This window comes from Martinezella sp. CNPSo 3957 (assembly GCF_057784395.1).
In genome coordinates, this window is record NZ_JBXSOU010000006.1 from 140079 (window position 1) to 153639 (window position 13561).

At 59.7% G+C, this 13561-nt stretch carries 15 protein-coding genes; 8 read left to right on the top strand and 7 right to left on the bottom strand.

The features are described 5' to 3' along the window. Positions 1 to 4: 4 nt before the first annotated feature. On the top strand, positions 5 to 1039 hold the full coding sequence (locus AC13QE_RS16425) for an acyltransferase family protein (protein ID WP_488484455.1): 1035 nt from the start codon (positions 5 to 7) through the stop codon (positions 1037 to 1039). Between the two features lie 92 nt (positions 1040 to 1131). On the opposite strand, the gene AC13QE_RS16430 is transcribed toward AC13QE_RS16425, so the two are convergent. Both AC13QE_RS16430 and AC13QE_RS16435 read right to left on the bottom strand, forming a co-directional pair. Then, positions 1132 to 1629: a GNAT family N-acetyltransferase gene (locus AC13QE_RS16430; protein WP_488484456.1), complete on the bottom strand. Its 498-nt coding sequence runs from the start codon at positions 1627 to 1629 to the stop codon at positions 1132 to 1134. A gap of 183 nt (positions 1630 to 1812) precedes the next feature. Next, complete coding sequence (locus AC13QE_RS16435; RefSeq protein WP_015341651.1) at positions 1813 to 2685, bottom strand: DMT family transporter; 873 nt, start codon at positions 2683 to 2685, stop codon at positions 1813 to 1815. Positions 2686 to 2941: 256 nt separating this feature from the next. Between AC13QE_RS16435 and AC13QE_RS16440 the strand changes: the two genes are divergently transcribed. Both AC13QE_RS16440 and ispG read left to right on the top strand, forming a co-directional pair. Beyond that, positions 2942 to 4141 (top strand): MFS transporter, encoded by a 1200-nt coding sequence (locus AC13QE_RS16440; RefSeq protein ID WP_488484457.1) that lies wholly within the window; start codon positions 2942 to 2944, stop codon positions 4139 to 4141. A 127-nt stretch (positions 4142 to 4268) separates the two neighbouring features. Further along, the gene (ispG, locus tag AC13QE_RS16445; protein WP_488484458.1) at positions 4269 to 5522 is read left to right on the top strand and encodes a flavodoxin-dependent (E)-4-hydroxy-3-methylbut-2-enyl-diphosphate synthase; all 1254 of its coding nucleotides are present in this window, start codon (positions 4269 to 4271) and stop codon (positions 5520 to 5522) included. A gap of 24 nt (positions 5523 to 5546) precedes the next feature. Here ispG and AC13QE_RS16450 read toward each other — a convergent pair whose 3' ends face one another. Together AC13QE_RS16450 and AC13QE_RS16455 are read right to left on the bottom strand one after the other, a co-directional pair. Next, positions 5547 to 6188 carry a LysE family translocator gene (locus AC13QE_RS16450; RefSeq protein ID WP_488484459.1) on the bottom strand — a complete coding sequence of 214 codons (642 nt, stop codon included), beginning with the start codon at positions 6186 to 6188 and terminating at the stop codon, positions 5547 to 5549. Positions 6189 to 6432: 244 nt separating this feature from the next. Continuing rightward, entirely contained in the window at positions 6433 to 7347 is a 915-nt protein-coding gene (locus AC13QE_RS16455; RefSeq protein WP_488484460.1) for a polyprenyl synthetase family protein, read from the bottom strand. 99 nt (positions 7348 to 7446) lie between these two features. On the opposite strand from AC13QE_RS16455, the gene mtgA reads away from it, so the two are divergent. The 3 genes from mtgA (at position 7447) to rpmF (ending at position 9411) form a co-directional block, all read left to right on the top strand. Then, the gene (gene mtgA / locus AC13QE_RS16460) at positions 7447 to 8277 is read left to right on the top strand and encodes a monofunctional biosynthetic peptidoglycan transglycosylase (RefSeq protein ID WP_488484461.1); all 831 of its coding nucleotides are present in this window, start codon (positions 7447 to 7449) and stop codon (positions 8275 to 8277) included. A 128-nt stretch (positions 8278 to 8405) separates the two neighbouring features. Then, positions 8406 to 9053, top strand: coding sequence for a glutathione S-transferase family protein (locus AC13QE_RS16465; RefSeq protein ID WP_488484462.1), 648 nt, complete (start codon positions 8406 to 8408; stop codon positions 9051 to 9053). Between the two features lie 172 nt (positions 9054 to 9225). Continuing rightward, positions 9226 to 9411, top strand: a complete 186-nt coding sequence (gene rpmF / locus AC13QE_RS16470; protein WP_006724402.1) for a 50S ribosomal protein L32 — start codon at positions 9226 to 9228, stop codon at positions 9409 to 9411. 348 nt (positions 9412 to 9759) lie between these two features. Here rpmF and phaR read toward each other — a convergent pair whose 3' ends face one another. Next, positions 9760 to 10332 (bottom strand): polyhydroxyalkanoate synthesis repressor PhaR, encoded by a 573-nt coding sequence (gene phaR, locus AC13QE_RS16475; RefSeq protein WP_015341644.1) that lies wholly within the window; start codon positions 10330 to 10332, stop codon positions 9760 to 9762. A 242-nt stretch (positions 10333 to 10574) separates the two neighbouring features. Between phaR and AC13QE_RS16480 the strand changes: the two genes are divergently transcribed. Then, positions 10575 to 11756, top strand: coding sequence for an acetyl-CoA C-acetyltransferase (locus tag AC13QE_RS16480; RefSeq protein WP_488484463.1), 1182 nt, complete (start codon positions 10575 to 10577; stop codon positions 11754 to 11756). A gap of 164 nt (positions 11757 to 11920) precedes the next feature. Beyond that, positions 11921 to 12646, top strand: a complete 726-nt coding sequence (phbB, locus tag AC13QE_RS16485; protein ID WP_112336179.1) for an acetoacetyl-CoA reductase — start codon at positions 11921 to 11923, stop codon at positions 12644 to 12646. Positions 12647 to 13095: 449 nt separating this feature from the next. Here phbB and AC13QE_RS16490 read toward each other — a convergent pair whose 3' ends face one another. Together AC13QE_RS16490 and AC13QE_RS16495 are read right to left on the bottom strand one after the other, a co-directional pair. Then, the gene (locus AC13QE_RS16490) at positions 13096 to 13350 is read right to left on the bottom strand and encodes a YMGG-like glycine zipper-containing protein (RefSeq protein WP_112336180.1); all 255 of its coding nucleotides are present in this window, start codon (positions 13348 to 13350) and stop codon (positions 13096 to 13098) included. Between the two features lie 45 nt (positions 13351 to 13395). Beyond that, positions 13396 to 13551 carry a DUF3309 family protein gene (locus tag AC13QE_RS16495; protein WP_015341639.1) on the bottom strand — a complete coding sequence of 52 codons (156 nt, stop codon included), beginning with the start codon at positions 13549 to 13551 and terminating at the stop codon, positions 13396 to 13398. Between the last annotated feature and the right edge of the window lie 10 nt (positions 13552 to 13561).

Consider the following 13561-nt stretch of genomic DNA (forward strand, 5'->3'; position numbering starts at 1 on the left):
AAACTTGAAGCAATTGGATTCTCTCCAGTTTCTCCGGTTCGTGGCCGCCTTTTCCGTCGTTCTCTTCCATTTCGGAAGCGGCCTTGCGATCGAATACCATCTCGATCGAAATTATTTCTTCATGGGTGCGACCGGCGTCGACGTTTTCTTCGTTCTCAGCGGCTTCATCATCAGCTACTCCTCCAATCCGGCGCGCGGACTTGTCTATTTCGCACGCAAGCGCATTGCCAGAATCGTTCCGCTCTACTGGCTGTTGACATTCGTCGTCGTCTTGATTGCGCTTGTGAAACCCAGTCTGCTCAATTCGACGATCGTGACGGTGGAGACGATCGTCAAATCTCTTCTTTTCGTCCCCTATCAGAAAACGGGCGGCGCCGTGCAGCCGATCCTTTTCCTGGGCTGGACGCTTTGTTATGAGGTGTTCTTCTACATAATTTATGGCGCCTGTCTGATCTTTGGCGCCAGGGCAACCTGGTTCGCCTCCGCGGCCGTCCTCTTCCTGATCGCGCTGCATGAGATTTGGCCGGAGGGATCGGTCGAATGGCGTTTCTATACAAATCCGATATTGATCGAATTCGTTCTCGGCATGATGCTTCATAAGGCATATTCGGCATACAGCGCCTTCAGGAGCGGATCGAATATAGCCGCCGCTCTGCTCATTCTTCTGGCCTGCGGGGCTCATTTCCTCATTGTGACATTCGCCGGCCCCAGTCTTTTCGCCTCAAGCCTGCTTGCCGTCCTGCTCGTCTCGGGCTTCCTGCTTATGCGGATGCCAGCCGGGAGAATCTGGGCCATTCTGGTTCTGCTGGGAGACGCCTCCTATTCGCTCTATCTCATCCACCCCTACACGCTGCAGCTTCCGCTCAAGCTGTTGGGCAAGCATCTCTCCCTTCCGTTTGTGACCGGAATACTGTTGGTGGTCACGCTTTGCACGATTGGGATTTCGGTGGTGCTCCTCAAGTTCTTCGAGCGGCCAATGCAGGCTCTTCTAATGCGGCAGCCGAAACCCATCGAACAGACCGTCGCTCCGGCGGAGTGACGGCTATCCGCCGGCGGTGGAAGCGTTTTCTTGCGACGTGCTCCGAAGCCAACGGCACTGCCGCTTTAAGCTCTAAGCGGACTAGTTCTTTGCTAGAGAGCCTCGAACGCGGATGCGAAACGAAGCTCTCCTTTCGGAGCTTCGCCCGAAAAAACAATACGCTGCACAAGGCGAGTTTCCAAATCCTTGTAGCTAAGATGTCCGTCGCTCTCAAATCCGAAGCGGCTATATATCTTTGGGTCGCCGATGAGCGCCACTCCGACCGCCCCACGCTGCCGAAGTGCGTCGAACCCAGCGAAGACAAGGGTTTTACCTATCCCAGTCCGCTGTCTGGACGGTTCGACTGAAATTGGACCTAGGCCAAACCAGCCCCCATGCGATCCGTTTATTGTCACCGGAGAAAACGCCACGTGACCGACGATTCCAATATCATCCTCGGCCACCAGCGAGATCGTCAGTTCACCTGATTGGCGAAGGGATCGAATGATCGGGGCCTCTGTGCCATCGCTAAACGGCATGGGGGCGAAAGCCCGGATAGTTAGGTCGTTAATTGCCTCGTCATCCGAGGGACGTTCGTCGCGAACTATCATTTAGCGATCAACTCCTCGAAAACTACCAGTCAAACCCTACTGAAGTTGGACGACTTTTCAATAATCGCTTCTGGCGCAGAAGCTGCCGTTCCGCCAGGACCGTAATTGCTAGCGAACCGCGAGCACGGCTAACCGATACGACAGCAGGCAACCTGACGGACAGTCATTGTCCAGCTCTCCACCTCAAGCCGCCGCTGCCCGCCGCTTCATCCGTTCGCTGATAATGATGATGAACCCGGCACTCAGGATCAGTACAGCGCCGATGAAGGTGTTGGGGCCGGGGATGTCGCCCCAGATCAGGTAGCCGAGCAGGAAGGCCCAGACGAGCGAGGTATATTCGAACGGCGCCAGCACCGAAACTGGCGCCTGGCGCATGCCTTCGAAGAGGGCGAGCTGGCCGGCGCCGGCGATGATGCCTGTCAGCGCCAGCAGCACTATCTGGAAGGGCGTCGGCGTGTGCCAGTGGGCGATTGCCATGCCGGCGGTCAGGATGATGAACAGAATGTTGGAGACTGCCATCTGGATGTGGCTCTTTTCGTGCAGCGCTGTTTTCCGCAGGAGCACCATGCCGCTTGCCCAGAGGACGGCGGCCTGCAGCGCCAGGTAGACCGGCCAGGAAATCGATAGCCCCACGGGATTGGAGGCGATCACCACGCCGCAGAATCCGACGCCGACTGCCATCCAGCGGGCGACGGTGACTTTTTCACGTAGCACGATGGTTGCGAGGATAGTACCGACGATCGGTGCTGCGTAATAGAGCGTCGTTACCTCGGCGAGCTGCAGGTAGGACGCGGCCGAATAATAGGAGATCCACGCGATCAGGATAATGACGCTGCGCAGGATCATCGGCTTGATGATCGGCGAGCGCGCCACTTTCTGAACGAGCGAGGGGCCTTCGAAGACGAAGCAGCCGGCAAGAATGGTGCAGCTTCTGATGAACAGCACCTGCCAGACGGGGATCGAGGCGACGAGCAGCTTCACCGCCGAATCGTGGGCGGTGAACAGCATGTAGGCAAACACCGTAAGCAGGATGCCATAGCTGATGGAGTTTTTCACGGGGATGCACCAGAGGATGACCCGACTCGAGGCCGGCCAAAGAATCTTACAGGTCTCAACCGATAGGAGCCTAATTTTACGCCGTCAATAGGACTTTTTATCAGCGTGACGCCCGGCAGTGTTATTTATTCGGGGTTGTAGCGCCATCGTCCCCACTTTAACAGACGGAGACGAAATGTGACTGACGCGGCTTTTTCGATTGTTGAGATTTCAATCGATTTAAATAGACTGCGGCACAGATTCGGGAGGAGTTTTTATGGACAACAGAACGAGAATGGAGGGTTTGAAGGAGCGCAGGAGCCCATTTTTCACCAAACCGCGCGCAGCCGTCTCGCTGATGTTCTTGATGAATGGCTTCATGGTCGGTTGCTGGGCACCGAAAATTCCCGAATTCGCCGAGCGGCTGCAACTGACGAAATTCGAGCTTGGGTTGATGATCCTCGTCTTCGGCGTCGGCTCGCTCGTGATGATGCCGCTTGCCGGCGCGCAGATCGCGGTGCGCGGCTCGCGCGTCGTCGTGCGCGCCTTTGCGGTGTTGCTGCTGCCGATGATCCTGGCGCTGACGCTCGCCCCGAATGTCTGGACCGCGGCCGTCGCTCTCTTCCTCTTTGGCGGTTTCATCGGCGCCATGGATGTGGCCATGAACGCCAATGCCGTCTCGGTCGAAAAATCCATGCGCCGGGCGATCATGTCCTCCTGCCATGCCTTCTGGAGCCTTGGCGGCCTTTTGGGCGCGGCGATCGGCGGGCTCTTGATTTCGCGCTGGGGCATTCTCGGTCATGCCGAGGCCTCGACCGCGATTGCCGTGCTTTTCGTCGCCATTGCCTGGCCGATGGTGCTTGGCGATCAGCCGCATCACGATGAGGCCAAGCCAAAGGCAAAGCTGCCGATGATTCCGCTGCCGTGGCTGCTCGGCGTCGTTGCGCTGTTCTGCATGGTGCCCGAAGGCGCGGTCCTGGATTGGAGCGCTCTCTATCTCAGCCAGGAAAAAGGGGCATCGGTGGCGCTATCGGGTTTCGGCTATGCCGCTTTCTCCGCCACCATGGCGACCATGCGCTTTGCCGGCGATTTCGTGCGCGATTGGCTGGGCGCCATCAGAACGCTGCGCATCTGCACGGTCTTTGCCATCGTCGGCATGCTGACCGCGGCCCTGGCGCCGAATGCGGAGATCGCCATTCTCGGTTTTGCGCTCTGCGGCATTGGTATTTCCAACATGGTGCCGATCGCCTTTTCCGCGGCCGGCAATATTCCGGGCCTGCAGCCAGGGATCAGCATTTCCGTCGTCACGACGCTTGGCTATTCCGGCATGTTGGTCGCGCCGTCGGCCATCGGTTTTGCCGCCGAGCATGTCGGCTTCTCGCCGGTCCTGAAGACGCTGCCGGTGCTGCTGCTCGTCGTGCTGGCCTTCTCGTCGCTCGCGCGCTACGCTGACGGCATCGGGGATGCCAAGCATTAATTTCGTCGCTTTTGCCCGGTAACGGCTAAGCTCCGTCCGATCAAAAGAGATCGCCGGAGCGGTTGACAACGACCGCTTCGTGATCCACCTGAAAGGCACCCATTTTCGAGGCCTGCGAGAGCTTTACATGTCGTCCGCCACCGATTTCGATCCGAAACCGCGCCGTTCCTCCGTTGCCGTCGATGTCGGCGGCGTGATCGTCGGCGGCGGTGCCCCCGTCGTCGTGCAGTCCATGACCAATACCGACACGGCCGATATTGATTCGACCGTCGCCCAGGTCGCCGCCCTCTACAAAGCCGGCTCCGAGCTGGTGCGCATTACGGTCGATCGCGATGAAAGCGCTGCCGCCGTGCCGAAGATCCGCGAGCGGCTATTGCGTCTCGGCATGGACGTGCCGCTCATCGGCGATTTCCATTATATCGGCCACAAGCTGCTCGCCGATCACCCGGCCTGCGCCGAGGCGCTGGCGAAATACCGCATCAATCCCGGCAATGTCGGCTTCAAGGACAAGAAGGACAAGCAGTTCGCCGAAATCATCGAGATGGCGATCCGCTACGACAAGCCGGTGCGCATCGGCGTCAACTGGGGCTCGCTCGATCAGGATCTTTTGACCGCGCTGATGGACAAGAACGCTGCCGAAGGCTCGCCGCTCTCGGCCCGGCAGGTGACGCGCGAAACGATCGTGCAGTCGGCGCTGATCTCGGCCGATCTTGCCGAGGAAATTGGCCTGCCGCGCAACCGCATCATCCTGTCGGCCAAGGTCAGCCAGGTGCAGGATCTGATCGCCGTCTATTCCATGCTGTCGGAGCGTTCCAACCATGCGCTGCATTTGGGCCTCACCGAGGCCGGCATGGGCTCGAAGGGCATCGTCGCCTCGTCCGCCGCCATGGGCTATGTGCTGCAGCATGGCATCGGCGACACCATCCGCGTTTCGCTGACGCCGGAGCCGAATGGCGACCGTACCCGCGAAGTGCAGGTGGCGCAGGAACTGCTGCAGGTGATGGGCTTCCGGCAGTTCATCCCGGTCGTCGCCGCTTGTCCCGGCTGCGGTCGCACGACGTCGACGGTCTTCCAGGAACTGGCGCAGAACATCCAGAACGACATTCGCAAGAACATGCCGGTCTGGCGCGAGAAATATCCGGGCGTCGAGGCGCTGAATGTTGCCGTCATGGGCTGCATCGTCAACGGTCCGGGCGAAAGTAAGCATGCCGATATCGGCATTTCGCTGCCCGGCACCGGCGAGACGCCGGCGGCTCCCGTCTTCATCGACGGCCAGAAGGCTATGACGCTGCGCGGCCCGAACATCGCTTCCGATTTCGAAGCGCTGGTGACCGATTATATCGAGAAGCGGTTCGGCCAGAAGACCGTCGCGGCGGAGTGATCCGCCGCCTAAAGCGAGGTCGGATCAGATATTGCTCGTCAGCAGCTTGATGCCGGCAAAGCAATAGAAGCCGGCCATAGCGCCTTCGATCCAGCGCCGGGCATTGCGATATACTTTCAGCGCATGCGATGTCGAAAACAGGATCGCATAGCCCATGAATGTCAGAAGACCGGTCGTGCCGCAGACAGCGATGATCAGCACCGCTACGGAAGCGGGCGCGCCCTGCGGCATGCCGAGCGCGATGATGGCAAGCCAGGCGAAGATCGCCTTCGGATTGGTGACGTGAATGCCATAGCCGCGCAGGACCAGCGATTTGAAGCTGGGCGTTTTCGGGCCTTCGACAGCGGTCGGCAGCTCGCCGCCGGCACGCACGGCACGGAATGCCTTGTAGGCGAGATAGAGTAGGTAGATGCCGCCGAAGATCTTCAGAAGCTCCAGCGCCATCGCATAGGTCTGCAGCAGCGTTGCGAGACCTGCCGCGGCGGCAATCGCCCAGGTCATCGATCCCCCGAAAATCCCGAGCGAGATCGTCATGCCGGCCTTGCGGCCATGGGTCATCGATGTGCCGATGATGGCCATGATGGCGGGGCCGGGACTAATGACGGCGATGAGGTAGGCGATATAGGCCGGCAGGATCTGCGGCAGATAGGCAAGGGTCTCATGCATGGAAGATTTCCCGGGGGTGCCGGCCGGCGCGAGGAATTCTGCGTTGTCGGCCAACTCGGATCGGCAACTTGTCATAAAACACGGCCGAAATCACCCGGCACAATCATGGATTCTTGTGATGGTGACATTTCATGGCTGAATGGATGGCCATGGCTGAACGGGCATAGCTGAACGGGCATGGGCCGGTAGCCGTTGCCGCGTGGATGGGCTCATCCTCGGGCAACGCCATGAAGGTGCTTCGGGATCAGTTTTTACGGTTTGCGATGAAGCGGGCGGTTTCCGTCAGGACATCCGCCTTGTCGCCATAGCCGGACAGCAGGTCGGCAGCGTCGTTCACCAGCTTCGCGAGCGTCGTTTCGGCCCACTCCTGGCCGTGCAGGGCGACCAGCGTACCCTTGCCGCGGCTGGCATCCTTGCCGGTTGCCTTGCCCATGGTGGCGGCATCGGCGGTCAGGTCGAGAAGATCGTCTGCGAGCTGGAAGGCAAGGCCGATCTTTTCGCCGAAGGTCCTGAGGCGCTTGCGGTCCTCGGCCGGGGCGCCAGCGATGATGGCGCCGGCTTCGCAGGCAAAGCGGATCAGCGCCCCCGTCTTCATCGCCTGCAGCGTGGTAATGCCCTTTTCGTCGGGCGTTTCCTTCTCGGCAGCGAGATCAAGCGCCTGGCCGCCGGCCATGCCGCCGATGCCGGCTGCGCGCGACAGTGCCAGCACGAGCGCCATTTTTCGATCCGCCGGCAGCTCCGTCTCGGGGGCGGCGATGATGTCGAAGGCGTAGGTCAGCAGGCTGTCGCCCGCCAGGATCGCCGTGGCGTAATCGAAGGCGATGTGTACGGTCGGCTGGCCGCGGCGCAGGTCGTCGTCGTCCATGGCGGGAAGATCGTCGTGGACGAGGGAATAGCAGTGCACGCATTCGACTGCGGCGCCGACCCTCAGTGCCGCCTCGGCATTGCCGCCGAGAAGCGCCGCCGATTCCATGACCAGGAAGGGACGCAGCCGCTTGCCGCCGTTCAGGACGCCGTGGCGCATGGCCCTCAGCAGCCTGTCGGGGCGGACGATCTCGTCATTCAGGCTGCCGTCGGCGAGAAGCCGGTTCAGCAGAGCTTCGGTCTTGCCGGCGTTGTCCTTCAGGCGGTTCTCGAATGAGGAATAGGTGCTGTCCATGGGCGCTGTTTGGCATGAGAGGCCGTTGCTGGCAATGACAATCGTCGACGGCGGGGTGGGAATTGCGCCGCACTCTGGTCATCGCTTTATGTAGACGGTATGACGGGGTGCAGCATCAGAGCGTTTCCCGGATGCATTAAGGGGTTGTACCGGGATGGAGCGATCGTGGACGTCAGGCACTTGGACATATCGACTGATAATGAGGAGGAGGAAGCTGAGGTGCCGCAACGCTCCTCCCCGTTGGTGCGCTTCAAAGCAAGGCCAGTTTGGCAGCGCGTCGTCCTCGTATTGATTGGCGTCCTCCTGCTGCCCTATCTTTTCATCGTCTTTTATCTGCTGCCGTTCGTCCACCCCGTTTCCACCCTGATGGTAGGCGACGCCGTTACCCTTCAGGGATATGACCGCCGCTGGGTTCCGCTGGATAAAATCGCGCCGGTGCTGGTGAAATCCGTCATGGTCTCGGAAGACGGGCAGTTCTGTTTTCACGGTGGTGTCGATTGGGGCGAGATGCGGGCGCTGGTCCAGGAAACGCTGCGCGGCAGGTCCACGCGCGGCGGCAGCACGATCCCGATGCAGACGGTGAAGAACCTGTTTTTATGGAATGGCCGCTCTTTCGTACGCAAGACGCTGGAGTTGCCGCTCGCGGTTTCCGCCTCAGCCGTCTGGTCGAAACGCCGGATGATGGAGATCTATCTCAATATTGCCGAATGGGGACCGGGCATTTACGGCATCGAGGCGGCGGCGCGCTACCATTTCAAGGTGCCGGCCTCTAAGCTCACGGCACGTCAGGCGGCTCTCCTTGCCGTTTCGCTCCCGAACCCGATCGACCGGGTGGCGAGCAGGCCCGGACGCGGGCTCAGCCAGCTCGCTTCGCTGATCCAGCGCCGCGCGCGCAATGCCGACGCATACATCAAATGCCTTTATGACTGATATCAGAACTTGTCGTTCGATCGGCTTGTCGTCATCTGGCATTCTTGACCGTGACGTAAGGGCGATATGAATCATTTCAAAGAATTCTTTCCCTTCAGAGTCCGGCACTGAAAAAGGAACATGCGATCGTGGACAAGCTGACCCTCTATATCGGCAACAAGAACTATTCGTCCTGGTCGTTTCGGCCGTGGATTGCTCTTGAAGGGTGCGGCATTCCCTTCGAAGAGGTGCTGATACCCTTCGATTTTCCAGGTGGAAATCCGCGCATTCGTGAGGTGTCGCCGACGGGCAAGGTGCCGATGCTGGTTCACGGCGGCTTCAAGGTATGGGAATCCTTCGCCATCATCGAATATGCGGCCGAGCTTTTCCCGGACGCCGGGCTTTTGCCGAGAGATCGCCAGGCGCGTGCGCTGGCGCGGTCCTACAGCATGGAAATGGTTTCCGGTTTCAACGCCCTGCGCAACTTCTGCCCAATGAACATGCGCCGTCCGGTCGCCCGGCGCGATCTACCCGATGGGGTGATGGAGGACGTGGCGCGTATCGAGGCCATCTGGCGCGAGGCGAGAGCCTTTTCTGGCGGCCCTTTCCTGTTCGGGAATTTTTCCGGCGCGGACGCCATGTTTGCCCCCGTCGTCAGCCGTCTGGAGCGGTATGACATCGCGGTTGCGGCGGATACGCGGGACTATATGGCGGCCATGAAGGCGTTGCCTGCCTGGCAAAAATGGGAGGAAGCGGCATTGCAGGAAACATGGACCGTGCCAGAGGACGAGGACTGATACGGTCTCGAATATCTGCGAATCTGGTGCGGCGGCCAAAAAATGCTATTAGGGACTGGTCAAAGCCCGGTAAGCCATGTATAAGCCCGCCCAATTTCCGAAATTGATGCATGTCTGTTTCGGCCGCCTTGCTGGCCGTAGATATGTTTCGTCCGTACATGGAGTAACGAGAATGGCTGTACCGAAGAGAAAAACGAGCCCGTCCAAGCGCGGTATGCGCCGCTCTGCTGACGCCCTGAAGGCTTCGACCTACGTCGAAGACAAGAACTCCGGCGAACTGCGTCGTCCGCACCACATCGACCTGAAGACCGGCATGTATCGCGGCCGTCAGGTTCTGACGCCGAAGGAAAGCGCATAATCTAGCGCTGCCTTGTTGGCATGAATGATAAGGCTGGCGTTTCGCCGGCCTTTTTCTGTTTGTGGTTAGGGTTTGTGCGGGGGAGGCGGCTGCTTGCGTGCCGTGCGGCTGATACCCCCCTCTGTCCCTTTTGGGACATCTCCCCCACAAGGGGGGAAATCGTTGGGAGTATGTCGCTTCTTCCTGGAATAAACTTTATAGGTCAGCTTCAGCAGATGCGCCTGTGATTTGTGGCGAGAAGGTGCTGCGAATTACCAATCTCCCCCTTGTGGGGGAGATGTCACGAAGTGACAGAGGGGGGTGAAAACTCTCCATGAACGCACAGGCCTTTTCCAGTGCCGTCTTATCTCACAAACTATCCAGCTTGCTCTGCATGGCGCGGAGCTGTTCCTTCAATTCGTCGATGTCCTTGGCTTCGGCCTTGCGGCTTTCCTTGGCCGGCGGCTTCATGAAGGGCGAGAACATCTGCATGGCCTGCTGGAACATTTCGGTATTGCGGCGGACCTGCTCCTCGACCATCTGCATGGGCAGTTGCAGGTTCTTGCCGAGCGGCGTCTCGCCGAATGCGCGATTGATCTGTTCGCGCATCTGCGTCTGCTGCTCAGTGAAGGCACGCATGGAGTGCTCGAGGAAGCTCGGCACGACCATCTGCATCTGGTCGCCATAATAGCCGATCAGCTGCCGGAGGAAGGAAATCGGCAGCAGCGTGTTGCCGGTCTTCGATTCCTGTTCGAAAATGATCTGTGTCAGGACCGAATGCGTAATATCATCACCGCTCTTGGCGTCCTGGACGATGAATTCCTCGCCCTTCTTCACCATCTCCGCCAGGTCGTCCAGCGTCACATAGGTGCTGGTGCCGGTATTGTATAGGCGGCGATTGGCGTATTTCTTGATTACGATCTGGCCCTCATTCTTTGCCATTTATCAGTCTCCTGGCCCCGTCTGATTGCATGGAATATTCCTCCACTCCGGAGTGTAGACGCAAAAGAAGCTTGGTGACAATCGGTTTGTGCGATGCGGCAAGGCCTTTCCTTTGATTGGATTTTTTGAAGGCGGTGACAGCTTCGTGAAATCTGTACGATGAAAATTCTTGCTGTTTGACTCAGGAGCAAAGCTTTGACAGTTTCGCCTCATATACGTGTTCATTCTGTGAGGAGGCTTCCATGAGCAGTTCATCCATCGTTGTCGCCAGCGCTGCCCGCACTGCGGTCGGTTCGTTTAACGGCGCGTTCGCGACCGTTCCGGCGCATGAACTCGGCGCTGCCGCGATCAAGGGTGCGCTGGAGCGCGCCGGTGTCGAGGCCAAGGAAGTCGATGAAGTGATCCTCGGACAGGTGCTTCAGGCCGGCGAAGGGCAGAACCCGGCCCGCCAGGCCGCGATGAAGGCCGGCATTCCGCAGGAAGCGACCGCATGGGGCGTGAACCAGCTGTGCGGCTCGGGCCTGCGTGCCGTGGCGCTCGGCCTGCAGCAGATCGCAACCGGTGACGCCAAGATCATCGTTGCCGGTGGCCAGGAATCCATGTCGATGGCACCACATGCCGCTAATCTTCGCTCCGGCACCAAGATGGGCGACATGAAGATGATCGACACCATGATCAAGGACGGCCTGACGGATGCCTTCTACGGCTACCACATGGGCATCACCGCCGAAAATATCGCCCGCCAGTGGCAGCTGTCGCGCGAAGAGCAGGATCAGTTCGCCGTTGCCTCGCAGAACAAGGCGGAAGCCGCACAGAAGGCCGGTCGCTTCAAGGACGAGATCATTCCCTTCACCATCCAGACGCGCAAGGGCGACGTTACGGTCGATGCCGATGAATATATCCGCCTTGGTGCGACGATGGAGGCCATGGCGAAGCTGCGTCCGGCCTTCGACAAGGAGGGCTCCGTCACCGCCGGCAACGCTTCCGGGCTCAACGACGGTGCTGCCGCTGCCGTGCTGATGACCGAGACGGAAGCCTCGCGCCGCGGAATTCAGCCGCTGGCGCGCATCGTCTCCTGGGCAACCGCCGGCGTCGATCCGCAGATCATGGGTACGGGGCCGATACCGGCCTCCCGCAAGGCGCTGGAAAAGGCCGGCTGGTCCGTCAACGACCTCGATCTCGTCGAGGCCAATGAGGCGTTTGCTGCCCAGGCCTGCGCCGTCAACAAGGATCTCGGTTGGGATACGTCGATCGTCAATGTCAATGGCGGCGCGATTGCCATCGGCCATCCGATCGGTGCTTCGGGTGCTCGCGTCCTCAATACGCTGCTGTTCGAGATGAGGCGCCGCGGTGCCCGCAAGGGACTTGCCACGCTTTGCATCGGCGGCGGCATGGGTGTCGCCATGTGCTTCGAGGCGCTCTAGAATCAAAGAAATAGAGCATGATGTCGCCCGAAAACCGTATGACACTTTTCGGCATCATGCTCTAAGGCATCTTGAAGGGAATTTTCCAGAAGAAGTGGTGAAAGCGAGCGGGCGACCCGACCTTCGGGCGTCCCGCCTCTGCAACAAAAAAAGGGGAGTGGCACATGAGCAGAGTGGCATTGGTAACCGGGGGTACGCGCGGCATCGGGGCTGCCATTTCGATGGCACTGCACAATGCGGGCTATAAGGTGGCCGCAACCTATGCCGGCAATGATGAGAAGGCCCGGGCCTTCCATGACGTGACCGGCATTTCCGTTCACAAGTGGGATGTCACCGACTACGAGGCCTGCGGCAAGGGCATCGCCAAGATCGAGCATGATCTCGGCCATGTCGACATTCTGGTCAACAACGCCGGCATCACTCGCGACGCCATGTTCCACAAGATGACGCCGCAGCAGTGGCACGAGGTCATCAATACCAATCTTACCGGCCTCTTCAACATGACGCACCACGTCTGGCAGGGCATGCGCGACCGCAGCTTCGGCCGCGTCATCAATATCTCGTCCATCAATGGTCAGAAGGGGCAGATGGGACAGGCGAACTACTCCGCGGCCAAGGCGGGCGATCTCGGCTTCACCAAGGCTCTTGCGCAGGAAGGTGCTGCCAAGAACATCACGGTCAACGCGATTTGCCCCGGCTATATCGGCACGGAGATGGTGCTGGCGGTTCCAGAGAAAGTGCTGAACGAGCGCATCATTCCGCAGATTCCCGTCGGACGCCTCGGCGAACCCGAGGAAATCGCTCGCATCGCCGTCTTCCTGGCCAGCGACGATGCCGGTTTCATTACCGGATCGACCATATCTGCCAATGGCGGCCAGCTCTTCGTCTAGGCAATTCAGGAAAAGCGCCGGCCAGTTTTCCGCTGGGAGTTGCGCGAGGTTACAAAAGAAGCGGTTCGGGGCGACGGAGCCGCTTCAGCCTGTATAGCAGGTTACGAACGGAATTACTGAGCTCAGCCAGCAATCATCCTCTTGTTGAGGCCTGCTGCCGATGTCGTGGCTTGAATTCCAGGATGACGGCCTCAAGGGCGACCTGCCGCTTCTCCCTGTCTCGAGCTCTCGCCGCGCTTACGAGCGCGTAAAAAGTGGTGCCGGTAAGCACGAGTGCTGCACTGCTTGCGATGATTGCGGCCATGATGCCGTTCCTTTCTCAAAACACTGCCGCCTCGCCGTAACCGACGGCGCGGGAAGAAGATTTTGTTGAGGAAACTACCGCTCCCTAAAGTTGTTCCGAGAGCGAATCCTGACCGGCCGCCGGTGGCGACCGGTCAGGCAAGGCCTTAGCGGCAGCGAGCCTCGTAACGGTGACCATAGCGGTCGCGATAGATGCAGTAGCCGCGACGATCTTCCGAACGTCCGATGAGGTTGCCGACTACGCCGCCAGCGACCGCGCCGACGGCAGCGCCGCCCCAGCTGTGGGTGGCGACGCCACCGATCAGCGCGCCGGTACCGGCGCCGATCGCCGTACCTTTTTCCGTTGCCGTGCACGACGCCAATGCGCCGACGAGGGCGATCGCGACGATAATCTTCTTCATGGTGTTAGCTCCCTGATGTTGCGAGGTTTGAACAATGTCGGCGGATCAGATGCGCCCCATTAACAATAGAATGAGGACAATGACGAGAACAAGCCCGAGACCACCCGATGGGCCATACCCCCAAGACCGGCTGTAACCCCAGCTGGGAAGTGCGCCAACCAGCAGCAGAATCAGTATGACAAGCAATACCGTACCAAGCATGATATGTCTC